This is a genomic window from Pseudomonas neuropathica (genome assembly GCF_015461835.1).
Classification (GTDB): Bacteria; Pseudomonadota; Gammaproteobacteria; order Pseudomonadales; family Pseudomonadaceae; genus Aquipseudomonas; species Aquipseudomonas neuropathica.
In genome coordinates, this window is the sequence record NZ_JACOPX010000008.1 from 248,201 (window position 1) to 273,452 (window position 25,252).

A 25,252-nucleotide genomic window follows, 5' to 3' on the forward strand; every position below is an offset into this window, starting at 1 on the left:
CTCACCTAGAATCAGTCGACAAATTGTTGCCAAGTATCTTTTACAGCAGGTCTTTTATCAACAATTCAGCCACCTGCACAGCGTTAAGGGCCGCGCCTTTGCGTACGTTATCTGACGTCAGCCACAGATTTAGTTCCGCCGGATCGTCGACACCGCTGCGCACGCGACCGACATAAACCACATCCTGCCCCACCGCGTCACCGACCGCAGTCGGGTAGTCACCGGCCTCGACCAGCTCGATACCCGGCGCATCTTCGAGTGCAGCGTTGACTTTTGCCAGGTCGACAGCCGACGTTGACTGCAAGGTCACGCTAAGGCTATCGCCAAAAAACACCGGGGCTTGAACGCAAGTTGCGGAAATCTTTAATAAAGGCTTCGCCAGCACCTGACGCAACTCGCGCACCAGACGTTTTTCCAGCAGCGTATGCCCCTGCGCGTCGGGCGTGCCGACCTGGGCCAGCAGGTTGAAGGCCATCTGCCGATCAAAGAACGTCGGCTCCAATGGGCGCATGTTCAGCAGCTCGGCGGTCTGCCGCGCCAGCTCGGTCACGGCTTCGCGCCCCTGAGCGGAAACGGCCAGATTGGCCGTGACATTCACATATTGCAGATCGATCAGATCGAGCAGCGGCGCCAGCACCACGGCCAGCGAAGTGGCCGACGGGCTTGGGCTGCTGACCTGGAACGGTGCTTTCAAACCAGCGAGCACTTCGGGGTTGGCTTCGGGTACTACTTGCGGCGCCTGATCGGCCGGCAGCGCGCCGGACAGGTCGATCAGCGAGCAACCGGCGGCGTGGGCACGGGCGGCGTAGCTCAGGGTAATCGCCGGGCCTGCGGCGAAAAACACCAGTTTGACCTTGCTGAAATCGAACTCGTCGACTTCGCGAACGCGCACGTTCTTGTTGCGGTACAGCACCGAGCTGCCGGCGGATTCGCTGCTCGCCAGCAGGTGCAGGGTGCCGACCGGGAAGTCGCGTTCTTCGAGAATCTGTACGAGGGTTTCGCCGACAGTACCGGTGGCGCCGATCACGGCAATATCTAGGGTCTGGGTCATGGTGCGAGCCTCTGGCGAAACGGGGGGAGCGGCACTTTACCGGGTGACTGGCGCACAGGCAATTTCTGCGGGATTTGCGGCGACTGCGCCGGCCCCTTCGCGAGCAAGCTCGCTCCCACATTTGAAATGCATTCCCCTGTGGGAGCGAGCTTGCTCGCGAAGGGGCCAGACCCGGCAACCGAGAACCCTCAGGCATAAAAAAACCCGCACCTCTTACAAGGCGCGGGTTCTTTCATTGCTTCAAGCGATCAACGCTCAAGCAAAATCCGCAGCATGCGACGCAGCGGTTCGGCCGCGCCCCACAGCAGTTGGTCGCCGACGGTGAAGGCACCGACGAACTGCGAACCCATGTTCAGCTTGCGCAGACGACCCACCGGCACATTCAGGGTGCCGGTGACCTTGGTCGGGCTCAGCTCCTGCATGCTGATTTCGCGCTGGTTCGGTACCAGTTTGACCCAAGGGTTGTGCTGGCTGATCAGCCCTTCGATATCGGCGATCGGCACGTCTTTGTTCAGCTTGATGGTCAGCGCCTGGCTGTGGCAACGCATAGCGCCAATGCGCACGCAGATGCCGTCGACCGGGATCGGGCTCTTGAAGCGGCCGAGGATCTTGTTGGTCTCGGCCTGAGCCTTCCACTCTTCGCGGCTCTGGCCGTTTGGCAGTTCCTTGTCGATCCACGGGATCAGGCTGCCGGCCAGCGGTACGCCGAAGTTTTCGGTCGGGTACGCTTCGCTGCGCATGGCGTCGGCAACGCGACGGTCGATGTCGAGGATCGCGCTGGCCGGATCAGCCAGTTGATCGGCGACAGCGGCGTGGGTCGCGCCCATTTGCTTGATCAGTTCACGCATGTTCTGCGCGCCGGCACCCGAGGCCGCCTGATAGGTCATGGCGCTCATCCACTCGACCAGACCGGCTTCGAACAGACCACCCAGGCCCATCAGCATCAGGCTGACGGTGCAGTTGCCGCCGATGTAGTTCTTGGTGCCCGCGTCGAGCTGCTGGTCGATGACCTTGCGGTTGACCGGATCAAGAATGATCACCGCGTCATCGTTCATGCGCAGACTCGAGGCCGCGTCGATCCAGTAACCCTGCCAGCCGGCTTCGCGCAGCTTGGGGAACACTTCGCTGGTGTAGTCGCCGCCCTGGCAGGTCAGAATCACGTCGAGGGTCTTCAGCTCGTCAATGCTGTAAGCATCCTTGAGCGGAGCAATGTCCTTGCCCACGGACGGGCCTTGGCCACCGACGTTGGACGTGGTGAAAAACACCGGCTCGATTAGATCGAAATCCTGCTCTTCCAGCATCCGCTGCATGAGCACGGAACCGACCATCCCGCGCCAACCGATCAGACCTACACGTTTCATCGCAACTACACCTTCTTGAAAAGTGGGCCGCTGCTTTGTATTGAATTTCGCAGCGGGCCCGAGAGATTACAGATTCCGCAGCGCGGCGACTACTGCGTCGCCCATTTCCTGCGTACCGACTTTGGTGCAACCGGCCGAATAGATGTCGCCAGTACGCAGGCCTTGATCCAGCACCACGCTGACGGCTTTCTCGATGGCATCGGCCGCGTCATGCAGATTGAAGCTGTAACGCAGCATCATCGACACCGACAGAATGGTCGCCAACGGGTTGGCGATGCCTTTGCCAGCGATGTCCGGAGCGGAACCATGGCAAGGCTCATACATGCCCTTGTTGTTGGAATCCAGCGAGGCCGACGGCAGCATGCCGATGGAACCGGTGAGCATCGACGCTTCGTCGGAGAGGATGTCGCCGAACATGTTGTCGGTGACGATCACGTCGAACTGCTTCGGCGCGCGCACCAGTTGCATGGCGGCGTTGTCGACGTACATGTGGCTCAGTTCGACTTCTGGATAGTCCTTGGCCACTTGCTCGACCACTTCACGCCACAATTGGCTGGACGCCAGCACGTTGGCCTTGTCCACCGAGCAGAGCTTTTTGCCACGGACCATGGCCATGTCGAAACCGACACGGGCGATGCGGCGGATTTCGCTTTCGCTGTACGGCAGCGTGTCGTAGGACTGACGCTCGCCGTTTTCCAGAGTACGGGTGCCGCGCGGCGCGCCGAAGTAGATGCCACCGGTCAGCTCACGGACGATGAGGATGTCCAGACCGGCAACGATTTCCGGCTTCAAGCTCGAAGCATCGGCCAGTTGCGGGTACAGAATCGCCGGACGCAGGTTGCCGAACAGGCCCAGTTGGGCACGGATTTTCAGCAGGCCACGCTCAGGGCGGATGTCACGCTCGATGGTGTCCCATTTCGGCCCACCGACGGCGCCCAACAGCACAGCGTCGGCAGCGCGAGCGCGGTCGAGGGTTTCATCGGCCAGCGGCACGCCGTGCTTGTCGATGGCGGCGCCACCGATCACGTCATGGCTCAGCTCGAAGCCCAGGCTGTATTTGTCGTTGGCCAGTTCCAGCACCTTGACCGCTTCGGCCATGATTTCCGGACCAATACCGTCACCTGGGAGAATCAGAATCTGCTTGCTCATGCTTTCCTCGTGTCTTCAGTCGGTGCGCCATCTTAAGCGCGCCCGGAAAAATTCTTATCGCTCAGCCATCAGCACGATTACATCTGTACTGAACGAGCCGTCGGCATCAATCTCAAAATATTCACGCACTTCGTGGCCCATCGACTGCTGCAACTGGCGGATCGCGACGCGCATCACTTCAGGCGTGCGCATGCGTTCAACCCAACTGGTGTACTCCAGACGCAGGCGCTGACGCGTGGTACTGCGTACATGCAAACCGGCCTCGCTGACCTGACGCAGCCATTCGGCGGCGGAATAATCGCGCACATGGCTGGTGTCACGCAGCACCTCGACGCTTTGCAGGTAAGTGTCGAACAACGGACTGCCCGGTGACAACACGTCAACGAACGCCGCCACACCGCCCGGCTTCAACACCCGACGCACTTCGCGCAGAGCCAAACCGAGATCGCTCCAGTGATGCGCCGAATAACGGCTGAACACGAAGTCGAACTCGCCATCGGCAAACGGCAGACGCTCGGCGGCGCCGTTGACCGTGGCAATGTTGCTCATGCCGCGTTCAACGGCAGCGGCGGCGACCACGTCGAGCATTTGCTGCGACAGGTCGTAGGCGACCACTTCCCTGACCAGTGGTGCGACGTGAAAACTGACGTGTCCGGCGCCGCAACCCAGATCCAGCACCCGGGCGCTGCCCTGCCCTTTCAGCTCAGCCTGTAGCAGTGCGAACTCGGTGCCTTGAGCGTGAACGGCGCTGCTCAGGTAGGCGGCGGCCTGTTCACCGAATTGCTTTTGTACGACCTGAGTGTGCTGGGCGGTGCTGGTCATGAGGGACTTCCTTTTTAGGGTGAGTCTTGTGGTGCTTTTGAGGGCCTCATCGCGAGCAGGCTCACTCCTACAGGGGAACGCATTTCAAATGTAGGCCTTCGCCTGCTCGCGATGGCGCCATTCGCCATACGCAAATCACGCGTCGCGGAACAACCACGGCTGGCTCACACGATGCTTGGCCTCAAACGTGGCAATCGCATCACCGTCCTGCAAGGTCAAACCGATATCGTCCAGACCATTCAACAGGCAATGCTTGCGGAACGCATCAATCTCAAAGCTGTACACCTTGCCATCCGGGCGAGTCACGGTCTGCGCTTGCAGATCGACCTGCAATTGATAGCCCGGCTCAGCCTCGACCTGCTTGAACAACTCGTCGACTTCCGCGTCGCTCAAGATGATCGGCAACAAACCGTTCTTGAAGCTGTTGTTGAAGAAGATGTCGGCGTAGCTCGGCGCGATGATGCTGCGGAAACCGTATTCTTCCAGCGCCCACGGCGCGTGCTCACGGCTGGACCCGCAACCGAAGTTCTCACGGGCCAGCAACACGCTGGCGCCTTGATAACGCTCGGCGTTGAGCACGAAGTCCTTGTTCAGTGGGCGTTTGGAGTTGTCCTGATACGGCTGGCCGACATCGAGGTAGCGCCACTCGTCGAACAGGTTCGGGCCGAAACCGGTGCGCTTGATCGACTTCAAGAACTGCTTCGGAATGATCTGGTCGGTGTCGACGTTGGCACGATCCAGAGGCGCGACAAGACCAGTGTGCTGGGTAAAAGCTTTCATGCTGCGCTCCTTTAGATCAATTCACGAACGTCGATGAAACGACCGTTCACCGCTGCCGCAGCCGCCATGGCCGGACTGACGAGGTGGGTACGGCCACCGGCGCCCTGACGGCCTTCGAAGTTACGGTTGGAGGTCGAGGCGCAATGCTCGCCGGACTCCAAACGATCCGGGTTCATCGCCAGGCACATCGAGCAACCCGGCTCACGCCATTCGAAACCGGCTTCGAGGAAAATCTTGTCCAGACCTTCGGCTTCAGCCTGAGCCTTCACCAGACCCGAACCCGGCACCACGATCGCTTGCTTGATGGTCGAAGCGACCTTGCGACCCTTGGCGATCACCGCCGCAGCGCGCAAATCTTCGATCCGCGAGTTGGTGCAGGAACCGATAAACACGCGATCCAGCTGAATGTCGGTGATCGCCTGATTGGCGGTCAAACCCATGTATTTCAAGGCACGGACGATCGAGTCGCGCTTGACCAGATCCATCTCTTTGGCTGGGTCCGGCACGTTCTGATCAACGGCCAAAACCATTTCCGGCGAAGTGCCCCAGCTGACTTGCGGCTTGATCTGCGCAGCGTCGAGTTCAACCACAGTGTCGAACTTGGCGTCGGCGTCGGAGACCAGGTCTTTCCAGGCCTCGACGGCCATGTCCCATTCGGCGCCTTTCGGTGCAAAAGGACGGCCCTTCACGTAGTCGACAGTCTTCTGGTCCGCTGCCACCAGGCCAACGCGGGCGCCGGCTTCGATGGACATGTTGCAGATGGTCATGCGGCCTTCAACGGACAAGTCGCGGATCGCGCTGCCGGCGAACTCGATGGCATGGCCGTTACCGCCGGCGGTGCCGATCTTGCCGATCACCGCGAGGACGATGTCCTTGGCGGTCACGCCGAACGGCAATTGCCCTTCAACGCGCACCAGCATGTTTTTCATTTTCTTGGCGACCAGGCACTGGGTGGCGAGCACATGCTCGACCTCGGAAGTGCCGATACCGTGAGCCAGAGCGCCGAACGCGCCGTGGGTCGAGGTGTGCGAGTCGCCGCAGACCACGGTCATGCCCGGCAAGGTCGCGCCCTGCTCCGGGCTGATCACGTGAACGATGCCTTGGCGGACGTCGTTCATCTTGAACTCGACGATGCCGTATTCATCGCAGTTGTCATCGAGGGTCTGAACCTGCAAACGCGAGACCTGATCGGCAATGGCTTCGATGCCGCCCTTGCGCTCTGGAGTCGTTGGTACGTTGTGGTCCGGGGTCGCGATGTTGGCATCGATGCGCCAAGGCTTGCGCCCGGCCAGACGCAGGCCTTCAAAGGCTTGCGGCGAAGTCACTTCGTGAATGATGTGACGATCGATATAGATCAGCGCCGAGCCATCGTCGCGCTGCTTGACCAAATGCGAATCCCAGAGCTTGTCGTAGAGCGTTTTGCCGGCCATCAGACGGTTCCTCATCAGCTTGTTTCTATGCCCTGGGCTTATCAATAACCCTTTGGCTTGTGAGGCCGATCCTATGGGGTTAGATTAAATAACTCAAATTCATATTTTTTATGCTTTGGATAACCAACTGGAATACGAACATGGATCTGGCCAACCTCAATGCTTTTATCGCGATTGCCGAGACCGGCAGCTTCTCCGGCGCCGGCGAACGGCTGCACCTGACACAGCCGGCGATCAGCAAACGCATCGCCGGGCTGGAGCAACAATTGAAGGTGCGCCTGTTCGATCGGCTGGGTCGTGAAGTCGGCCTGACCGAGGCCGGCCGCGCCCTGCTGCCACGGGCTTATCAGATTCTCAACGTGCTGGATGACACCCGCCGCGCCCTGACCAACCTCACCGGCGAAGTCAGCGGGCGTTTGACCCTGGCCACCAGTCACCACATCGGCTTGCACCGCTTGCCACCGCTTTTGCGCGAATTCACCCGCCGCTACCCAGAGGTGGCGCTGGATATTCAGTTCCTCGATTCGGAAGTGGCCTATGAAGAAATTCTCCATGGCCGCGCTGAACTGGCGGTCATCACCCTGGCGCCGGAGCCTCACGCACTGGTCAAAGCCACGCCGGTCTGGGATGACCCGCTGGATTTCGTGGTCGCCCCGGAGCATTCGCTGATCAGCAATGGCCCCGTCACTCTGGCGGACATTGCCGGTCATCCGGCGGTTTTCCCCGGTGGCAACACCTTCACGCACCACATTGTCCAACGGTTATTCGAGGCCCAGAGCCTGACGCCGAACATCGCCATGAGTACCAACTACCTGGAAACCATCAAGATGATGGTCTCGATCGGCCTGGCCTGGAGCGTTTTGCCGCGCACCATGCTCGACGAGCAGGTGGCAAGCATCGTATTGCCGGGCATACAGCTCAGTCGCCAGCTAGGCTATATCCTGCACACTGAACGGACGCTCTCGAATGCGGCGCGGGCCTTTATGGCCTTACTGGATGCACAAATCGATCTGCCAGGGACTTGAGGCCATCTTGTGCTACTCCTAAAGAGCCGCTGCCCCTGTGCCTAACGTCACCCTCAGCTCAAGGCTTGTCCACGATGCCGAAATCTGTTGACCGAATTCCGCCGATGCCGCGTATTCAGGCGATTGACCCGCGACATTCCGAGCAGAGCTGGGAGAGCGCGCCGCAATTGCTGGCGGCGCTCAACGGCGCGCGGCTCGGCGCCTGGTACTGGGACATCGAGCGCGGGCAGATCAGTTGGTCGCGTGGCACCCAGGCCTTGTTCGGTTTCGACCCGCGCCAGCCGCTGCCGGCAGACCTTGAATACCTTGATCTGCTGCCCCCGGAAGACCGCGCGAAAACGGTTCGCGCCTTCCACGCGGTAATTGCCGGGGCGCCGCTGGAACAAGCGATGCACCACCGCATCCGTTGGCCTGACGGCAGCCTGCACTGGCTGGAGATCAGCGGCAGCCTGCTGCCGGATAAAAACGGCCGCCCCCGAATGATCGGGGTGATTCGCGAAATCACCCACCAGCGCCAGCGCGAGCAGGCGCTGAGCAGTTCGGAAAAACGTTTCGCGACACTGTTTCATCTGTGCCCGAACATGGTCCTGCTGACCCGTCAGGAAGACGGCTTGATCAGCGAGGCCAATCAGTACTTTGAAAGCCTGTTCGGCTGGCCGGTGCAGAGCGCCATCGGCCGCACCACGCTGGAGCTGGGCCTGTGGGTGCACCCGGAGCAGCGCGCAGAACTGGTGAAAAAAACCAAAGCCAAAGGCGAGCTGATCGCCATGGAAGTGCAGTTTCGCGCCAGCAACGGGCAGATCCACGACGGCATTCTCAGTGCGCAGAAAGTCGAACTCGAAGGCCAGCCGTATCTGCTCAGCACGTTCCTCGACACCACCGAACGCAAAGCCGCCGAACACGCCTTGAAGGACAGCCAGGAACGTCTCGATCTGGCACTGGATTCGGCACAACTCGGCACCTGGGACTGGCACATTCCCAGCGGCATGCTTTACGGCTCGGCGCGCGCCGCGCAGTTGCACGGGCTGGAGCCGAAACCGTTTCATGAGTCGTTCGAAGAGTTTTTCGAAGGCGTCCCCGGTGAGGAGCGCGACAGCATGCGCGACGCCTACCGCAGCCTGCGCGAAGGCCCGGCGGGCAATTATCAACTGACTTATCGCGTGCAATTGCCGGACGGCAGTTCGCGCTATCTGGAAAGCCGCGCCCGCCTCTACCGCGACGACAACGGCGCACCGCTGCGCATGGCCGGCACCCTGCTCGACATCACCGATCAGGTCGAGCGTGAACAGCGGCTGGTGGCCTCGGAAGAGAAATTCGCCACGCTGTTCCAGGTCAGCCCGGACCCGATCTGCGTCACCCGCCAGGACAGTGGCGAGTTCATCGAAATCAATAACAGTTTTACCCAGACGTTCGGCTGGAGCGCCGCCGACGTCATCGGCCACACCGCCGAAGAAATCGGTTTGTGGGATGCCTCGGCAAAAAGCCTGCAACGCATCGAACGGGTCATCCGCGAACAGGGCTTGAGCAATGTCGCGATCATCGTCCAGCACAAGGACGGCCAGTCGCTGACCTGTGTGATTTCCAGCCGGCAGATCAGCGTCGGCGATCAGCCTTGTATCGTCACCACCCTGCGCGACATCACCCAGCAGCAGCGCTCGGAAGCGGCGCTGAAAGCCAGTGAGGAGAAATTCGCCAAGGCGTTCCACTCCAGTCCCGACGCAATCACCATTACCGAGCGCGACACCGGGCGTTATCTGGAGGTCAACGACGGTTTTTGCCGTCTCACTGGCTATCGTGCCGAAGAGGTCGTGGGCAAAACGGTTTATCAGGTGGGTATTTGGGCTGAAGAGAAACAGCGTTCGGCGTTACTCGCCGAGTTGCAGATCAAGGGCCGCGTGCACCATCAGGAAATGCTCGGGCGCAACAAACGCGGGGAAATGCTGACGGTGGAGGTCTCGGTCGAGCCGATCACCCTCAATGAAACCGCGTGCTTGCTGCTGACTGCCCGAGACGTCAGCCTGCTGAAAAACGCCGAAGCACAGATCCGGCATCTGGCCTATCACGACCCGCTGACCAACCTGCCCAATCGCGCCCTGCTGATGGATCGCCTGAGCCAGCAGATCGCCCTGCTCAAGCGCCACAATCTGCGCGGCGCCTTGCTGTTTCTCGACCTCGATCACTTCAAGCACATCAACGACTCTCTCGGCCACCCGGTCGGCGACACCGTGCTGAAAATCATCACGGCGCGGCTCGAAGCCAGTGTGCGCATGGAAGATACCGTCGCGCGCCTCGGTGGCGACGAGTTTGTCGTGCTGCTCAGCGGCCTCGAAGGCTCGCGCAATGAGGTCAGCGCGCAAGTGCGCAATCTGGCCGACACCCTGCGCGAATTGCTCTCGGAACCGATGTTCCTCGACGGCCAGCGCCTGCAAGTCACGCCAAGCATTGGCGTGGCACTGATCCCCGATCACGGCTCGACGCCGACCGACCTGCTCAAACGCGCCGACATTGCCCTGTACCGGGCCAAGGATTCCGGGCGCAACACCACGCAGATGTATCACAACACCATGCAGAAGGCCGCCAGCGAGCGGCTGCGCATGGAAACCGACTTGCGTCTGGCGCTGTCTCGCGGTGAATTCAACGTGCACTTTCAGCCGCAGGTCGATGCCCGCGACAACCGCATCATCGGCGCCGAAGCCCTGGTGCGCTGGAATCACCCGGAGCTGGGCGCGCAGTCACCCACCGAATTCATCAAAGTACTGGAAGACAGCGGCCTGATTCTCGAAGTCGGTACGTGGATTCTTGATGAGGCCTGCAATGCGTTCAAACAACTGATCGCACAGAGGCTGGTCGACCCGCTGAAGTTCAGCCTGTGCGTGAACATCAGCCCGCGACAGTTCCGCCAGAACGATTTCGTCGAGCGCATCGAACACAGCATGAGCAGCCATGGCCTGCCCTGCTCGCTACTGAAACTGGAGATCACCGAAGGCATCGTCATCCAGAATCTGGAAGACACCATCAGCAAAATGCGCAGGCTGAAAAAACTCGGCGTGAGCTTTGCGATGGATGACTTCGGCACCGGCTATTCGTCGCTGACTTACCTCAAGCGCCTGCCGGTGGACACGCTGAAAATCGATCAGTCGTTTATCCGCGATGCGACGACCGACCCGAACGATGCCGAGATCATTCGCGCGATTGTCGCCATGGCGCGCAGCCTCGAGCTGGAGGTGATTGCCGAGGGCGTGGAAACTCCCGAACAACTGGCGTTCCTGCAGGGTTTGGGCTGCCATTTGTATCAAGGCTATCTGCATAGTCGACCGGTTGCGCTCGAGGATCTGAAAAAGCTCCTGCCATAACCGGTGCACGTTGCAACAGACGCACAATTGCCACGATTTGCAGCAACCTGTAGGGTCGCGTTTTTTGCGCCGTTTCGAGATCTGTCATGCAGGATGCAACCCTCCCCCGCCCGGCTCTGCTGGGCATCGACCTTGGCACCACCAACAGTCTGATCGCCGTCTGGCAGGACGGTCAGGCCCGCCTGATTCCCAACGCCCTGGGCGATGTGCTGACACCCTCGGTGGTCAGCCTCGATGAAGACGACACGATTCTGGTCGGCAAAGCCGCCCGCGCGCGCCTGACCACGCACCCGGAGCGCAGCGCTGCAGCATTCAAGCGCTTCATGGGCAGCGATAAGCAAGTCCAGCTCGGTACGCGCCTGTTCAGTCCGGAAGAGTTGTCGGCGCTGGTACTCGGCTCACTCAAGCAGGACGCCGAAGCCTTTCTCGGCCACGCGGTATCGGAAGCGGTGATTTCCGTCCCGGCGTATTTCAGCGACGAACAACGCAAACGCACGCTGTTTGCCGCCGAACTGGCCGGGCTCTCGGTGACACGCCTGATCAACGAGCCAACCGCCGCCGCGATGGCTTACGGGCTGCATGAACAGAAATTCGAACGCACGCTGATCTTCGATCTGGGCGGCGGCACCTTTGATGTCACGGTGCTGGAATACGCTTTGCCCCTGATCGAAGTGCACGCCTCCACTGGCGACAACTTTCTCGGCGGCGAAGACTTCACCGCTGCGCTGTTGCAGGCCTGCCTGAAACACTGGCAACTGACCGCGGCCATGGTCGATGCGCAAAGCATGGCCAGCCTCGGTGATGCCTTGGAGCAACTGAAATGCAAACTCGCTGAAGGTGTTCAGCCGCTGAGCTGGCGCCATGGGGACAAAACGTTCGAGTGGTCGCTGGACGAAGCCGCTGCGGTGAAAATCTGGGAGCCGCTACTGGCCCGTTTGCGTGCACCAATCGAACAAGCGCTGCGCGATGCCCGACTCAAGCCCCGTGACCTCGACAGCCTGGTGCTGGTCGGCGGCGCCACGCGCATGCCGGCGGTGCAGCAGATGGTCGCGACGTTGTTCGGGCGCCTGCCTTACCGGCATCTTGATCCGGACACCATTGTTGCGCTGGGGGCGGCGACGCAAGCGGCGTGCAAGGCGCGTGACGGGGCGGTTGAAGAGTTGATTCTGACGGATGTCTGCCCGTATACGCTGGGGATTGCGACCATGCGTGGAGAAGACATCAAAGGTGCCTTCTCGCCCATCATCGAACGTAACACCATCATTCCGACGTCAAGGGTGGAGCGCTATTACACCACCCAACCTAAGCAAACAGTGCTGCGCATCGCCGTCTATCAGGGTGAACGGCCGTGGGTGTGCGACAACATTCTGATTGATGCTTTCGAAGTCACGTTGACGCCTACTCAACACATCCAGGAACTGGACGTGCGCTTCAGCTATGACATCAACGGTTTGCTCGAAGTCGACGTCACCCTGCTCGAAACCGGCGAGCGTCACAGTCACAGCATTGATCGCAGCCCCACCGGTCTGGACGAGCAAGCGCGCCGCGACAGCCATAACCGGCTGTCGACGCTGAAGGTCCATCCACGCGATGCACTGCCCAACCGCACATTGCTGGCCCGTCTGGAGCGGGCATGGATGCAGAGCCTCGGCACGCAACGCGAGCACATAGCCGAGTGGCTGCACAGCTTCACCACGGTGCTCGGTGGCCAGCAATCAGCGGAGATCGCCAGCCATCGCACCGAGCTGAACAAGGCACTGGATCAACTGCGCCTCTAGCCGTTGAGCCGCCGCAAGGCAGCCTGCAGGCCGCCGGACAGCATCTCGCTATCGCCGCTGTCCGGCGGCACACCATAGCGGTTGGGCAACTTGTCACCGGGAAAGCCGAACAGCAGCAACGGCAGGAATGGCAACATCGGTGTCAGCGTCATGAAGATCAACAAGGTCGGGATGCCCCGGCCCATGTCGTGCAAGCGACGCAAAATCGCGCCAAATACCAGCAGAACTCCGAGTATCAGGATAAGAATGCCAGCACCCGTGGTGCCACTGACCAGCCCTGCCACCGGCGCAATCACCACGCAGGCCAAGACCTGAGCGATAAAAGCCTTGCGCCCCAACCGCGATCCCAGACGCCAGATCGCTGTCGCCGGTACCGGCTGAGCATCGCTTTTCGCCAGCAATAATCGTTCCGACCAGGACAATATCGCGCACAGAGCCAGGCGCAGCCCGATGCTGTTCTGCACATCGTCCTTGCCCTGTTGCAGTTGGCGCAGGACGCGCGTTTTCGGCACGCCAGCAGCGCCATAGCGAATCAGGCCCTTGAGCGCATCCAGCGCTTCATACGCCAACAGTTTGTCGACGCCAAAATCGGTCAGCACTTTGCGCGGCGGCCACACCGGCTCGCCTTTGATCAAACCGTCGCGGAAGCCTTCGAACCAATCGTCCTCACAACTGATCGCCGCAATCGACTGCAACAATGCGCGATGCTGCTCAGCACTCAGGCTCGGATCGTGATAGAGCACGCCCCAGAACATCATCAACCCCAGCAGATCATCGCCGCAGGCAGCACGATCGCTTTCGAGGCAGGTGTAAAGCAGGCTATTGGCCGGCAACCGGGCACTGTCGAGTGCCTGCTGTACGCTGAACAATTGCTGCACCAACAAGCCGTGCACCGGGTCATTGCCTTGCAACCATCCGAGCAAACCATCACAACTGCCTTGCTCACGCTGCAAGCGCCGTAACAACGGTTGCAGGCGACTCAACGGATGGGCCGGATTGAAAGGCAGGCGCTCCACGCACTGCCCATCAATCATTTGCAGCCAGCGTTCGGGTTGTTCCAGCAATGCCAGCAAAAACAGGGTCTGCGCGTGCCACTCCCAAGCGGCCTCACCCAGCCCGAACGGCGACAACTGAATCCCGCGACGGCTCAACTGCAGAATCAAATCGAGTTCGGACAAGTCGCAATCATCTTTGACCGCGGCCAGCTTGAACGCGTCTGCCAGTCTTTCCAGCGCAGCGTCGCTGTAAGGCCGCAAGCGGCGCAACCATAGACGACAGACCTTGTGCGGCTCGCCTTGCGTCAGTACCTGCGGCAAGGGCCGCGCACTTGAATCCGCGTCACTGAAAGCGCCCATGGCCAGTGCAATCGGCGCCCTGCGCAACCAGCGCAGGTGTTGCTCAGCCTGATATTTGAACCCGCTCATCACCAGGCTTTCGAGGGCATCGATCGGCAGCGGTGCATCCACGATCTGCTGCAACAACGCCGCATCACCGCGATGCAGCGCCCAGGCGTGGCGATACAGATGCAGCAATCGGCTGTCGGCATTTTCGCCCAGCAATTGCGCGAGCAATGGCAGCTCATCACCGCTCATGCGCCAATCGACAAAGCTTTGCGCAAGGCTCTCAAGCTTTAACCGCCCGACACCCAGCCAACGGTTCAGCGTCTCGGGATGTTGTGACGGACAGCCATACACCTGGGCGTCATCGGCAAGATCCTCTGGCCAGGCAGAAATGCCCTGCAGACGATCGAATGCCTGAATCAGCAAGGGCAGAAAAGTCGGCTGGCGCTTGGCACACAACTCCAGCAGACGACTTTCCGCCATCGGATGGCGGTGCTCGTTCCACAGCCGGATCCAGCACGGCAATGCCTGATCGTCGCGCCCCAGCAGACTGCTCTGACACGCCAACAGGTAAAGCCAGTCGACATCGTCCGGTGCAGCAAGCTGCTGCTCGATACAGCACAGCAAAAACGTCGGCCCGCCAATACCTGCCTGAGTGAACTGCACCAGCAGACGCTTGAGGAACACGGCATCCTCCGGCAACGGCAGGCAGGTGTGCTGACTGGCGAAGTCGGCGAACTCAGGCAGTGGACGCTGGTTGAAGATGAAGTCGAGACTGCGGGCGTACCACAGCGATTCAGTCTGGGCGGCCTCTGACCATGTGCACATCAGATCCGTATCGAACGGGTCCGGCGTTTCGATTCGCTGGAGAAAGAAGCCCACCTGATGCGCGTCGTCGAAGCCCAGATCCAGCAACTGTTGATCCCAGGCCATACGCTTGGCCAACAGATTCGCGCAACGGTACGACAACGGACCGGCGTCGGCCATCCGGTGGTAAAGCGGCCAGCTGAGTTCATCGAGCACGTCCAGCGACAGCTCATCCAGCCTTCGAATAAAGGCCTGCCACGCGGCGAAACTGAACCGGCGCGCGGGATCATCCAGCAGCTCGCAGAACTCCCCGAACACTGGAGGGACCTCAACGACAGTCTGTTCTGAGACTTGGGACTCGTACTCGTGCTCGGGCTCCTCTTCCTCGTCTTCACGAGCCAGACGCAGGGCGTTTTCGTAGGCCATGCGCAGCGCCTGGAAGCCTTGCGGGTCAGTCTCCGGGTGATGTGCCGGCAAGCGTGCGCGGTAGGCGTTGCGAATCAGGGTTTCGTCGTTAGTAGGCTCGATGCCCAGGCGGATCCAGCAACTCATGACCAGTCGAACTCCTTGAGCGATGCCGGACGTGGCGGCAAATCAATTTCCATGTGCCACGGCAAATCAGCAAGGAACTGAGGAATGTTCTCGGCAAGCCCACGGGCAATCCGCACGTTAAGGGCGCTGGCGCCTTGTCGATCGAGTTCGCGCGCCAGTTCATCGTCGCTGGCACTCAGGCAGGACCAAAACGTCCGGCCCACCACAAAGCCATCGAAATAAGCCATCCAGCTACCGTAGTGAAATTGCGCTCTGAGGGCCAAACGACTGTGCAGCCAGTTGCTTTCGTCCAGGTCGACCCACTGATTGCGCACCGCACAGCGCAAGAGAAAACCCATGCGCCCATAGTCCCAGGACAATATCCCACCCGGCCCGCAACTGCCGAAGGTGCGGCTGGCGAATTCATGCAGGATGCGTTCGCGGGGACTCAGGTCGTCGAGCAAGGCCTGCCATTCACTCGGCAGACAACGCTGCCACGCCAGATAGGCCGCGCTGAGGTGCTTGGCATGGCCGTCGTCGGTCATCCGTTCGAGCATATCGAACAATTGCCCACGGTCATCGATACCCCAGCTGTCTTTCAGGTCGATGTAGCGATCATCGCAAAACGCGGGGTCGTCGTAGCTGGCGCCGGTATTGATCGCCGCCATTGGCGCAGACAAAGCGCACAGCCAGCGCTGTTGAATCTCGTCCATGAAAAAAGGCTCCAGGCCGACCGGTGAGAAATGGGGGTCGGCAAAACTGCCGCGGATTGTAGAGAAACCACCGCCAGCGGCAAAGTCGAACAACGGTTTTCTTGCGCGCACAAAAAAGGCCCCGACGTATCGGGGCCTTCATTCAGCGGCTCATCGTCCGTTCAGACGATTGTGTTGCGGCACATGACTCAGTGCTGCAGCGCCGGCTTTTGCGTCCCGTTGATCGGGATGCGTTTGGCTTTCGCTTCTTCCGGGATCACGCGCAGCAGGTCGATGCTCAGCAGACCGTTGCTCAGATCCGCCGCCTTGATCTCGATGTGATCGGCCAGGCGGAAGGACAGCTTGAAAGCACGTTGGGCGATGCCCTGATGCAGGAAGGTCACGCCTTCGTTGGCATCACGCTTGCCACCACTGATGGTCAGCACACCTTTTTCGACTTGCAGTTCCAGGTCTTCTTCCTGGAAACCGGCGGCCGCTACGACGATGCGGTATTGGTCATCACCGTGTTTTTCGACGTTGTAAGGTGGGTAGCTGCTGCCTGGCTCGTTGCGCAGGGCGGTTTCGAACAGGTCATTGAAACGGTCGAAACCTACCGAGGAACGGAACAGTGGCGCGAGGGAAAATGCAGTACTCATGGTTCAAATCTCCTGAAAACAATCAGCAAGGTTTTTTGACTCCGCGACCCGAATTCGGCATCGCGTAACCCTTAGATAGGGACCGCTGAAATGATTTCAAGAGATTATTTGCAGATTTTTTTCAGGCCGCTTCAGCGACTGGCAGGCCGAGCAGACGCGAGACATGATCCGGTTCGGTCTCACGGCGCAGGACGGTGAACAGCTCGGCAGCCTCAGGATAATTGCGCGTCAGCATGGCCAGCCATTGCTTCAAACGGCCTGGCGATTGGCGTGCAGTCATCTGCGCTTTGGCTTGCAGCCAGAAGTCCTGAATCAGCGGCATCAGCTCGGCCCAGCTCATCTCGACCACTTCTTCACCGGCGCGGGCGGCAGCGATCTGCCTGGCCAGATCCGGGCGCGACACCAGACCGCGACCGAGCATGATGTCTTCGACGCCGCTGATTTCGCGGCAGCGGCGCCAGTCTTCGACGCTCCAGATATCGCCATTGGCGAACACCGGGACTTTGACCACCTCCTGCACGCGCGGAATCCACTCCCAATGCGCCGGCGGCTTGTAGCCGTCCATTTTCGTACGGGCGTGAACCACGATGTGCTCGGCACCGCCTTCAGCCAGCGCTGTGGCGCAGACCAGCGAACCGTCGGGACTGTCGAAGCCCAGGCGCATTTTTGCGGTGACGGGAATGTGCGCGGGTACAGCGCGGCGCACGTGTTCGACGATCTGGTTGAGCAGTTCCGGTTCTTTGAGCAGCACCGCGCCGCCACGGGACTTGTTGACAGTCTTCGCCGGGCAGCCGAAGTTGAGGTCGATCACTTCGGAGCCGAGCTCGCAGGCCAGTGCAGCGTTTTCCGCCAGGCACACCGGGTCGGAACCGAGCAATTGCACGCGCAATGGCACACCGGAGGCGGTGCGGGCACCGTTGAGCAACTCCGGGCCGAACTTGTGGAAATAGGCCGGCGTGAGCAACTGATCGTTGACCCGGATGAATTCGGTCACGCACCAGTCGATGCCGCCAACACGGGTCAGCACGTCGCGGAGGATGTCGTCGACCAACCCCTCCATGGGCGCCAGAGCAATTTGCATGAGGAAACACTACTTGAGTAAAAACGTGCGGCAGTTTACTGGATTACGCACAAATCCGCAGAAACCTTGTAGGAGTGAGCCTGCTCGCGATAACGGTGTGTCAGTCACATCTGCATCGACTGGTACACCGCTATCGCGAGCAGGCTCACTCCTACAATTTAGATTTGCGCAGACTCCGAGAGCAGGATCGCCGGGCCATAACCTTCGATGAACTCAGCCGGCATGCGCTTCGGCTTACCCGTGGACAGCTCAATGCAGACAAACGTGGTCTGCGCGCGCAACAGCGTGGCATTGTCGCTCGGGCGCTTGAGCTGGAAATGCCGGGTCATTTTCAGGCGCTGATCCCAATCGACAATCCACGTCGCCAGTTGCAGTTCGTCGCCTTCATAGGCTGCGGCCAGATAATCGATCTCGTGGCGCACTACAGCCATCGCCCGATCCAGTCGCCGGTATTCAACCAGATCCAGGCCCAGACGCTGCGAGTGGCGCCAGGCGCAACGCTCGAGCCAGGTCACGTACACCGCGTTATTCGCGTGGCCCAGCCCGTCGATATCCTCAGCGCCTACCTGCAGATCAATGGTAAACGGCGTTGCCCGATCCCAGCCCATGCCCCACTCCCGGTCAATGTATTCAACCGGGGCAGTGTAACGGAGCTCACGCCGATTGGCGCGCTTGAAGGCTGCGGCCGGCCAGTAGTGATAACACACCATCAATCACTCGAGGGTCGGCCAGCACACGCTGATGACCGCCGCCTTCAAGGCGCAACAGGCGACTGTCGAACCAGGATTCGTGAATCAGTTGCGACTCCTTGACCGAGACGAAGTTGTCGTCCTCGGCATGCACGATGAGGCCGGGCATATCCAGTTGATAGTGGGCAACGTCCAGTGTGGCGGCGCGCATACCGACATCCTGCTCGACCTGACGGATGAAGGCGGAGCGCGCTCGCGGCGGCATACCAACGTAGCGGGCGAAACCGCGCAGTACGCCAAGAATGCGCGCAGGCGCGGCAATGCTGACAAGGGTTTCGGTGCGCAAGCCCAATTGCACGGCGAGCATGGCGCTGGCGCCGCCCATCGAGTGGCCGATGACCGCTTGCAGCGGCGGCAACTCGGCAGCGGCTTCAAGCATCGCCCGAGCGAACAACACGACATTGGCTTCCCGCCCCGGCGAGCGACCGTGGGCCGGACCATCGAGCGCGACGACGGTATAACCGGCGTCAACCAGTGCGGTGATCAGCGCGGCGAACTGGGTTGGCCGCCCTTCCCAACCGTGCATCAGCAACACCGTCGGGCCCTGACCCCAGCGCAGCGCCGAGAGGCCGAAGCGCAAAGTGATCCGTTCGGAGCTGGTCAGCAGCGGCAATTCCCAATCACGAAGAGGCAGCGAACGTGGCGTCATGAATGCCAGACGCATTTTGCTCGCCACGCGTTTCGGTGCAATCCAGCCCAAGGTGCCATTAACGCCACGAACCCACTTCAACGTGTTCATCGCTCTCTCCTCAGGCGAGTTGCCTTCAGGTCAACGCACCGCCGACTTGGCAGCGCGCAGCAATCGATCGGATAAGTCTCCCGGGCCGAGCGCTCTTGCGAGTGCCAGACCACCCACCATCAAGGCCACGTCGGCCAGGGCTTTGTCGGTGTCCTCAGGGCTGGACGCCAACTGCGCAATCATCAATTCCAAGTGTTCGTTGAGCGCGATGCGGAACGATTCCGGCAAGCGACCCAGCTCGCCGATCGACGCTGGAATCGGGCATGCCGCGTCGCTGGAATCACGATGCTTGCGCGACAGGTAAAACGCGGCGACCAAGGCTCGACGCTCTTCACCGGTCAGCTCGGCATCCATGTCGGCAATCAGGTCGCGGCGGCGGCCGAGAAGCTGCTTGAACGCTTCGAGCATCATCGCGTCCTTGCTTTCGAAGTGCGCATAGAAGCCACCGACGGTGAGGCCGGCTGCGCCCATCACTTCGCCCACGCTAGGATCGGCCGGGCCACGCTGAATCAGTGCGGCGCTGGCAGCCTTGAGGATGCGTTCGCGGGTTTGAGCTTTTTTATCGTTCATCGTTGCCTCCGAATATTACGACTAGAATATTATTCGCATAATAATATTCTGCAAGTCAAGGATATGACCGCTGGTCTGATGCACAGTGTAAGGAAAAAGGAGAATTGGCCAAACGCCAGACAAACAAAAGGGCCATTCAATAATTGAATGACCCTTATAAAATCCCGCAGAGCGGGTAATCGTGGCGTCCCCTAGGGGACTCGAACCCCTGTTACCGCCGTGAAAGGGCGGTGTCCTAGGCCACTAGACGAAGGGGACACAAACCTTCTATACAACTGATCAGCGCTGAGAACTGATCGATTCAAGGCCGGTGTGGCCAGACCTTGAACTTGTAAAATTGGTGGAGCTTAGCGGGATCGAACCGCTGACCTCCTGCATGCCATGCAGGCGCTCTCCCAGCTGAGCTAAAGCCCCGGATTTTTCGCCTCGCGGCGGAGCGACATCTTGCAACATCGCTTCTGTAAAACTGGCGTCCCCTAGGGGACTCGAACCCCTGTTACCGCCGTGAAAGGGCGGTGTCCTAGGCCACTAGACGAAGGGGACGCAAACCCTTCTATACAACTGATCAACGCTGAGTGCTGATCGCTTCGGAGCCGGTGTGGCCAGGCTTCGAAGTGTAAATTGGTGGAGCTAGACGGGATCGAACCGTCGACCTCTTGCATGCCATGCAAGCGCTCTCCCAGCTGAGCTATAGCCCCTCATCGTTGATGTCATCGCTGAGGACGGGGCGAATCTTAAGGGCGTATCGAAAGCCTGTCAAACTTATTTTTGAAAAATTTCAAAATTTTTCGTCGGCATAACAATCACTTACCGCCCTCCCCCCGTAAATTCGGGACTCGGGATAACGTACGCCCCTGTAGGAGCTGCCGCAGGCTGCGATCTTTTGACTTTATCTTTTGAAAACAAGATCAAAAGATCGCAGCCTGCGGCAGCTCCTACAAGAGGCGAAGCGATTAGGCGATAGCGGCCAGGAGCTTTTCCCACTCTTTGTTTTCTTTCTTCGACACGCCACCCAGCAGGTCAATCGCCTGCCGCAGACGATAACGGGTCAGATCCGGGCCAAGGATTTCCATGGCATCGAGCACCGAGACCGAACTCGCCTGACCGGTGATCGCAGCAAACATCAGCGGCATCGCATCGCGCAGTTTCAACTCCAGCGATTCGACCACAGCCTGAATCGTCGCGGTGATGTTGTCCTTCTCCCACTGACGCAGGCTTTCCAGCTTCCACAGGATCAACTGCATCAACTGACGAACCTGATCGCCCGAAAGCTTTTTCGACTCGAAGAGCTTGGCATCCGGGTTAACGCCACCGGCGAAGAAGAACCCGCCCAGCGGTGCAACCTGGCTGAAGGTTTCAACGCGGCCCTGCACCAGCGGTGCGATCTTCATCATGTATTCCGGGTTCAACGCCCAGGTCTGCAAACGGCTGGCGAACTCTTCCACCGGCAGATCACGCAGCCACTGGCCGTTGAGCCACGACAGCTTCTCGATGTCGAAGATCGGCCCGCCCAGCGAGACACGCTTGAGGTCGAAGTTGTCGACCATTTCCTGCAGCGAGAACTTCTCGCGCTCGTCCGGCATCGACCAGCCCATGCGGCCGAGGTAATTGAGCATCGCTTCCGGCATGAAGCCCATGCGCTCGTAGAACGTCACCGAGGTCGGGTTCTTGCGCTTGGACAGCTTGCTCTTGTCCGGGTTACGCAGCAGCGGCATGTAGCACAGCTCTGGTTGCTCCCAGCCGAAGTATTCGTACAGCAGAATCAGTTTCGGCGCCGATGGCAGCCACTCTTCGCCACGCAGCACGTGGGTGATGCCCATCAGGTGATCGTCGACGACGTTGGCGAGGAAGTACGTCGGCAGGCCGTCGGTCTTCATCAGCACTTGCATGTCCATGCGATCCCACGGGATCTCGACATCACCACGGAGCATGTCCGGCACCACGCAAACGCCTTCGCTCGGCACTTTCATGCGGATCACGTGGGGTTCGCCAGCGGCCAGACGAGCGGCAACTTCTTCCTTCGACAGCAGCAGCGCGCGGCCGTCATAGCGTGGGGTTTCGCCGCGAGCCATTTGCTCGGCGCGCATCTGATCCAGCTCTTCAGCGGTGCAGAAGCACGGGAACGCGTGGCCCATGTCGACCAGTTGCTGGCAGTACTTCTGATAAATCTCGCCGCGCTCACTCTGGCGATACGGGCCGTGCGGGCCGCCAACGTCCGGGCCTTCGCTCCAGTCGATCCCCAGCCAGCGCAGGGCGTCGAAGATCTGCTGCTCGGACTCGCGGGTCGAACGCAACTGGTCAGTGTCTTCGATCCGCAGGATGAACTCACCGCCATGCTGCTTGGCAAAGCAGTAGTTGAACAATGCGATGTAAGCGGTACCTACGTGGGGGTCCCCGGTAGGCGATGGCGCGATGCGAGTGCGGACGGTGGTCATGGCATGTCTCGAAAAGAATGAAAAGCAAAACAATCAAGCGGCGAATGGTAACAGGCGACACCCGCCCCGCTCCAGCGGGCAGGGCATTTAAGCCAAGTTTGCGTCTGGAACGCCCGTAAGCCGTGGTGAATGGGCAAATATCAGCGGATGGCATTTACCGTTTATCGGCTGTATGCCAGATTCGCCTGCTGATAACTTTCCTTACAATTCATCGACTACAGTTTGCCCATGCCTGCCCAACTCAAGCGTCGCCTGTTGATTTTCCTGCTGCTCGTCCTGCTGATTGCCGGGGGCTTTTTCGCCCATTGGTTTTTCAAGGGGCGTTTTTATGAAAGCACCGACAACGCTTATGTCCAGGGCGAAATCACCCGCGTCTCGAGCCAATTGAGCGCGCGCATCGATGAAGTGCTGGTGCAGGACAATCAACACGTGGAAAAAGGCCAGTTGCTGGTGCGCCTCGAACCGAATGATTTCCGTCTGGCCATCGATCGCGCCAATGCCGCCCTCGCCACCCGCGAAGCCGAGCGCCTGCAAGCGCAAAGCAAATTGACTCAGCAAGCCAGTCTGATTGCTTCCAGCGACGCACAAGTGGCAACCACCCAAGCAACGCTGGGCCGCTCGCAAATGGATTTGTCACGTGCCGAAACCCTGCGCAAGCCCGGTTACGTGTCCGAAGAACGCGTGACCACCCTCTCCGCTGACGCTCATATCGCCCGTTCGCAAGTGGCCAAGGCGCAGGCCGATGCGCAAGGTCAGCGTCAGCAGGTCAACGCTCTGAACGCAGAAATCAAACGCCTCGACGCACAGATCGCCAACGCCCGCGCCGATCTCGCGCAAGCCGAACTCAACCTGACCCGCAGCGAAATCCACGCGCCAATCAGTGGTCTGGTCGGCCAGCGCGCCGCCCGTAACGGCCAAGTGGTGCAGGCTGGCGCTTATCTGCTGTCGATCGTCCCGGATGAAGACATCTGGGTACAGGCCAATTTCAAGGAAACCCAGATCGGCCGCATGCAGCCCGGGCAAAAAGCCGAGCTGACCTTCGATGCCTACAGCGACACGCCGATCGAAGCACGGGTCGATAGCCTGTTCGCCGCCTCCGGCGCGCAATTCAGCCTGCTGCCGCCGGACAACGCTACCGGCAACTTCACCAAAGTCGTGCAACGGATTCCGGTAAAACTGACCTTCAAAACCGACAACCCGCTGCACGGCAAGATCCGCCCGGGCATGTCCGTCACCGCCACCGTGAACATCAAAGACGCCCCGGACAATGGCCGGTGATTCGCTGATCCGCCCGGTCGGCGAACCGACCCGGCGCGATTGGATTGCGGTGATGAGCGTGATGCTCGGCGCCTTTATGGCGGTGCTCGACATCCAGATCACCAACTCGTCGCTGAAAGATATTCAGGGTGCGTTGTCGGCGACGCTGGAAGAAGGCTCGTGGATTTCCACTTCTTATCTGGTCGCGGAAATCATCATGATTCCGCTGACCGCGTGGCTGGTGCAGTTGCTGTCGGCGCGACGTTTGGCGGTGTGGGTGTCGCTGGGCTTTCTGGTTTCCTCGCTGCTGTGCTCGATGGCCTGGAGCCTGGAGAGCATGATCGTCTTTCGTGCCATGCAGGGGTTTACTGGCGGCGCGTTGATCCCGCTGGCGTTCACCCTGACTCTGATCAAACTCCCCGAACACCACCGCGCCAAAGGCATGGCGATGTTCGCCATGACCGCCACGTTCGCCCCGTCCATCGGCCCGACGCTGGGCGGCTGGCTCACGGAAAACTGGGGTTGGGAATACATTTTCTACATCAACATTCCGCCGGGCCTGATCATGATTGCCGGCCTGATGTACGGGCTGGAGAAGAAAGAAGCGCACTGGGAACTGCTGAAAAGCACCGACTACACCGGCATCCTAACGCTAGGGATTGGCCTCGGTTGTCTGCAGGTATTCCTTGAAGAAGGCCATCGCAAGGATTGGCTGGAGTCGAGTCTGATCGTGACCCTGGGCAGCATTGCCCTGCTCAGCCTGATTACCTTTGTGATCGTGCAGATCTCCAAACCGAATCCGCTGATCAATCTGGGCATCCTGCGTAATCGCAATTTCGGTCTGTCGAGTATTTCCAGTCTGGGCATGGGTGTCGGGTTGTACGGTTCAATCTATCTGCTGCCGCTGTATCTGGCGCAGATCCAGAACTACAACGCCCTGCAAATCGGCGAAGTGATCATGTGGATGGGCGTGCCGCAGCTGTTTCTGATTCCGCTAGTGCCGAAACTGATGAAGTTTGTTTCGCCGAAATGGCTGTGCACGATCGGCTTTGGATTGTTCGGGCTAGCGAGTTTTTCTTCGGGGGTGCTCAACCCGGATTTTGCCGGGCCGCAGTTCAATCAGATCCAGATCATTCGTGCGCTGGGGCAGCCGCTGATCATGGTGACCATTTCACTGATCGCCACGGCTTACATTTTGCCGCAGGATGCGGGGTCGGCGTCGAGCCTGTTCAATATCCTGCGAAATCTGGGCGGCGCGATTGGTATTGCCCTGCTCGCGACACTGTTGGATGCGCGCACCAAGACTTACTTCGATTATTTGCGCGAGGCGGTGGTGCCGACCAATCCGCAGGTGGCCGAGCGTTTGGCGTCGATGACCGACCGGTTTGGCAGTGACACGGCGGCGTTGGGCAAGTTGAGTGAAATTGTCCATCAGCAGGCGGCGATCATGGCGTACAACGATGCGTTTCATTTTGTCGGGATTGCGCTGGGGATCAGCATGTTGGCGATTTTGCTGACCAAGAAATTGCCAGAGGGGCTGAAGGCTGGGGAGTCTCATTAAGACCGCGGCGCTCCATTCGCGAGCAAGCTCGCTCCCACAGGGGATTTGTGAACGACACAATTCCTGTGTGGGAGTGAGCCTGCTC

The 25,252-nt window shown here is 60.0% G+C and carries 19 protein-coding genes and 4 tRNA genes; 5 read left to right on the plus strand and 18 right to left on the minus strand.

What is annotated here, in order from left to right:
• Window positions 1-40 precede the first annotated feature (40 nt).
• From H8F23_RS13900 to leuC, 6 genes are all read right to left on the minus strand, one after another.
• Complete coding sequence (locus tag H8F23_RS13900; RefSeq protein WP_194934741.1) at window positions 41-1,051, minus strand: aspartate-semialdehyde dehydrogenase; 1,011 nt, start codon at window positions 1,049-1,051, stop codon at window positions 41-43.
• Window positions 1,052-1,299: 248 nt separating this feature from the next.
• Window positions 1,300-2,412, minus strand: a complete 1,113-nt coding sequence (asd, locus tag H8F23_RS13905; RefSeq protein WP_007913448.1) for an aspartate-semialdehyde dehydrogenase — start codon at window positions 2,410-2,412, stop codon at window positions 1,300-1,302.
• 66 nt (window positions 2,413-2,478) lie between these two features.
• Window positions 2,479-3,561: a 3-isopropylmalate dehydrogenase gene (gene leuB / locus H8F23_RS13910; protein ID WP_003226430.1), complete on the minus strand. Its 1,083-nt coding sequence runs from the start codon at window positions 3,559-3,561 to the stop codon at window positions 2,479-2,481.
• Between the two features lie 54 nt (window positions 3,562-3,615).
• The gene (locus H8F23_RS13915) at window positions 3,616-4,383 is read right to left on the minus strand and encodes a class I SAM-dependent methyltransferase (protein ID WP_194934742.1); all 768 of its coding nucleotides are present in this window, start codon (window positions 4,381-4,383) and stop codon (window positions 3,616-3,618) included.
• A gap of 135 nt (window positions 4,384-4,518) precedes the next feature.
• Complete coding sequence (gene leuD, locus H8F23_RS13920) at window positions 4,519-5,163, minus strand: 3-isopropylmalate dehydratase small subunit (protein WP_007913445.1); 645 nt, start codon at window positions 5,161-5,163, stop codon at window positions 4,519-4,521.
• 11 nt (window positions 5,164-5,174) lie between these two features.
• Complete coding sequence (gene leuC, locus H8F23_RS13925) at window positions 5,175-6,593, minus strand: 3-isopropylmalate dehydratase large subunit (protein ID WP_016984527.1); 1,419 nt, start codon at window positions 6,591-6,593, stop codon at window positions 5,175-5,177.
• Between the two features lie 140 nt (window positions 6,594-6,733).
• On the opposite strand from leuC, the gene H8F23_RS13930 reads away from it, so the two are divergent.
• From H8F23_RS13930 to H8F23_RS13940, 3 genes are all read left to right on the plus strand, one after another.
• The gene (locus H8F23_RS13930) at window positions 6,734-7,618 is read left to right on the plus strand and encodes a LysR family transcriptional regulator (protein WP_093432075.1); all 885 of its coding nucleotides are present in this window, start codon (window positions 6,734-6,736) and stop codon (window positions 7,616-7,618) included.
• Window positions 7,619-7,692: 74 nt separating this feature from the next.
• Entirely contained in the window at window positions 7,693-10,971 is a 3,279-nt protein-coding gene (locus tag H8F23_RS13935) for a sensor domain-containing protein (RefSeq protein WP_194934743.1), read from the plus strand.
• An 86-nt stretch (window positions 10,972-11,057) separates the two neighbouring features.
• A complete protein-coding gene (locus H8F23_RS13940; RefSeq protein WP_194934744.1) occupies window positions 11,058-12,749 on the plus strand; it encodes a molecular chaperone HscC in 1,692 nt (563 codons plus the stop codon).
• Here H8F23_RS13940 and H8F23_RS13945 read toward each other — a convergent pair.
• The 12 genes from H8F23_RS13945 to gltX form a co-directional block, all read right to left on the minus strand.
• Window positions 12,746-15,448 carry a J domain-containing protein gene (locus H8F23_RS13945; protein WP_194934745.1) on the minus strand — a complete coding sequence of 901 codons (2,703 nt, stop codon included), beginning with the start codon at window positions 15,446-15,448 and terminating at the stop codon, window positions 12,746-12,748. The two genes, H8F23_RS13940 and H8F23_RS13945, sit on opposite strands and share 4 nt — an antisense overlap.
• Complete coding sequence (locus tag H8F23_RS13950) at window positions 15,445-16,140, minus strand: DUF1266 domain-containing protein (RefSeq protein WP_194934746.1); 696 nt, start codon at window positions 16,138-16,140, stop codon at window positions 15,445-15,447. Before H8F23_RS13950 ends, H8F23_RS13945 begins: the two co-directional genes overlap by 4 nt.
• A 188-nt stretch (window positions 16,141-16,328) precedes the next feature.
• The gene (locus tag H8F23_RS13955) at window positions 16,329-16,775 is read right to left on the minus strand and encodes an Hsp20 family protein (RefSeq protein WP_007913433.1); all 447 of its coding nucleotides are present in this window, start codon (window positions 16,773-16,775) and stop codon (window positions 16,329-16,331) included.
• 121 nt (window positions 16,776-16,896) lie between these two features.
• Window positions 16,897-17,856, minus strand: a complete 960-nt coding sequence (locus tag H8F23_RS13960; RefSeq protein ID WP_194934747.1) for a tRNA dihydrouridine synthase — start codon at window positions 17,854-17,856, stop codon at window positions 16,897-16,899.
• A 158-nt stretch (window positions 17,857-18,014) separates the two neighbouring features.
• Window positions 18,015-18,464, minus strand: a complete 450-nt coding sequence (locus H8F23_RS13965) for an acyl-CoA thioesterase (protein WP_194934748.1) — start codon at window positions 18,462-18,464, stop codon at window positions 18,015-18,017.
• A 46-nt stretch (window positions 18,465-18,510) separates the two neighbouring features.
• Window positions 18,511-19,344: an alpha/beta fold hydrolase gene (locus tag H8F23_RS13970; protein ID WP_194934749.1), complete on the minus strand. Its 834-nt coding sequence runs from the start codon at window positions 19,342-19,344 to the stop codon at window positions 18,511-18,513.
• Window positions 19,345-19,374: 30 nt separating this feature from the next.
• The gene (locus H8F23_RS13975; RefSeq protein WP_007913421.1) at window positions 19,375-19,914 is read right to left on the minus strand and encodes a TetR/AcrR family transcriptional regulator; all 540 of its coding nucleotides are present in this window, start codon (window positions 19,912-19,914) and stop codon (window positions 19,375-19,377) included.
• Window positions 19,915-20,096: 182 nt separating this feature from the next.
• A tRNA-Glu gene (locus tag H8F23_RS13980) sits at window positions 20,097-20,172 on the minus strand.
• A gap of 80 nt (window positions 20,173-20,252) precedes the next feature.
• Window positions 20,253-20,328, minus strand: a tRNA-Ala gene (locus H8F23_RS13985).
• A gap of 53 nt (window positions 20,329-20,381) precedes the next feature.
• Window positions 20,382-20,457 (minus strand) — tRNA-Glu (locus tag H8F23_RS13990).
• Window positions 20,458-20,536: 79 nt separating this feature from the next.
• Window positions 20,537-20,612, minus strand: a tRNA-Ala gene (locus H8F23_RS13995).
• A 255-nt stretch (window positions 20,613-20,867) separates the two neighbouring features.
• Window positions 20,868-22,349 carry a glutamate--tRNA ligase gene (gene gltX, locus H8F23_RS14000; protein ID WP_194934750.1) on the minus strand — a complete coding sequence of 494 codons (1,482 nt, stop codon included), beginning with the start codon at window positions 22,347-22,349 and terminating at the stop codon, window positions 20,868-20,870.
• Window positions 22,350-22,577: 228 nt separating this feature from the next.
• Here gltX and H8F23_RS14005 point away from each other — a divergent pair, with 228 nt between their 5' ends.
• Complete coding sequence (locus tag H8F23_RS14005) at window positions 22,578-23,627, plus strand: HlyD family secretion protein (protein ID WP_194934751.1); 1,050 nt, start codon at window positions 22,578-22,580, stop codon at window positions 23,625-23,627.
• Window positions 23,628-23,676: 49 nt separating this feature from the next.
• Window positions 23,677-25,167 (plus strand): MDR family MFS transporter, encoded by a 1,491-nt coding sequence (locus H8F23_RS14010; RefSeq protein WP_186624677.1) that lies wholly within the window; start codon window positions 23,677-23,679, stop codon window positions 25,165-25,167.
• The last annotated feature ends 85 nt before the right edge of the window (window positions 25,168-25,252 follow it).

Excerpts from the sequence above, each read along its gene's own strand:
- H8F23_RS13930 (WP_093432075.1), top strand. The coding sequence starts at position 6,734 with ATGGATCTGGCCAACCTCAATGCTTTTATCGCGATTGCCGAGACCGGC.
- leuD (WP_007913445.1), bottom strand. The coding sequence starts at position 5,163 with ATGAAAGCTTTTACCCAGCACACTGGTCTTGTCGCGCCTCTGGATCGT.
- H8F23_RS13970 (WP_194934749.1), bottom strand. The coding sequence starts at position 19,344 with ATGAACACGTTGAAGTGGGTTCGTGGCGTTAATGGCACCTTGGGCTGG.
- H8F23_RS13955 (WP_007913433.1), bottom strand. The coding sequence starts at position 16,775 with ATGAGTACTGCATTTTCCCTCGCGCCACTGTTCCGTTCCTCGGTAGGT.
- H8F23_RS13950 (WP_194934746.1), bottom strand. The coding sequence starts at position 16,140 with ATGGACGAGATTCAACAGCGCTGGCTGTGCGCTTTGTCTGCGCCAATG.
- H8F23_RS13940 (WP_194934744.1), top strand. The coding sequence starts at position 11,058 with ATGCAGGATGCAACCCTCCCCCGCCCGGCTCTGCTGGGCATCGACCTT.
- H8F23_RS13935 (WP_194934743.1), top strand. The coding sequence starts at position 7,693 with ATGCCGAAATCTGTTGACCGAATTCCGCCGATGCCGCGTATTCAGGCG.
- H8F23_RS13975 (WP_007913421.1), bottom strand. The coding sequence starts at position 19,914 with ATGAACGATAAAAAAGCTCAAACCCGCGAACGCATCCTCAAGGCTGCC.
- H8F23_RS13965 (WP_194934748.1), bottom strand. The coding sequence starts at position 18,464 with ATGGGCTGGGATCGGGCAACGCCGTTTACCATTGATCTGCAGGTAGGC.
- leuB (WP_003226430.1), bottom strand. The coding sequence starts at position 3,561 with ATGAGCAAGCAGATTCTGATTCTCCCAGGTGACGGTATTGGTCCGGAA.
- H8F23_RS13960 (WP_194934747.1), bottom strand. The coding sequence starts at position 17,856 with ATGCAAATTGCTCTGGCGCCCATGGAGGGGTTGGTCGACGACATCCTC.
- gltX (WP_194934750.1), bottom strand. The coding sequence starts at position 22,349 with ATGACCACCGTCCGCACTCGCATCGCGCCATCGCCTACCGGGGACCCC.
- H8F23_RS13900 (WP_194934741.1), bottom strand. The coding sequence starts at position 1,051 with ATGACCCAGACCCTAGATATTGCCGTGATCGGCGCCACCGGTACTGTC.
- H8F23_RS13945 (WP_194934745.1), bottom strand. The coding sequence starts at position 15,448 with ATGAGTTGCTGGATCCGCCTGGGCATCGAGCCTACTAACGACGAAACC.
- asd (WP_007913448.1), bottom strand. The coding sequence starts at position 2,412 with ATGAAACGTGTAGGTCTGATCGGTTGGCGCGGGATGGTCGGTTCCGTG.
- H8F23_RS14005 (WP_194934751.1), top strand. The coding sequence starts at position 22,578 with ATGCCTGCCCAACTCAAGCGTCGCCTGTTGATTTTCCTGCTGCTCGTC.
- leuC (WP_016984527.1), bottom strand. The coding sequence starts at position 6,593 with ATGGCCGGCAAAACGCTCTACGACAAGCTCTGGGATTCGCATTTGGTC.
- H8F23_RS13915 (WP_194934742.1), bottom strand. The coding sequence starts at position 4,383 with ATGACCAGCACCGCCCAGCACACTCAGGTCGTACAAAAGCAATTCGGT.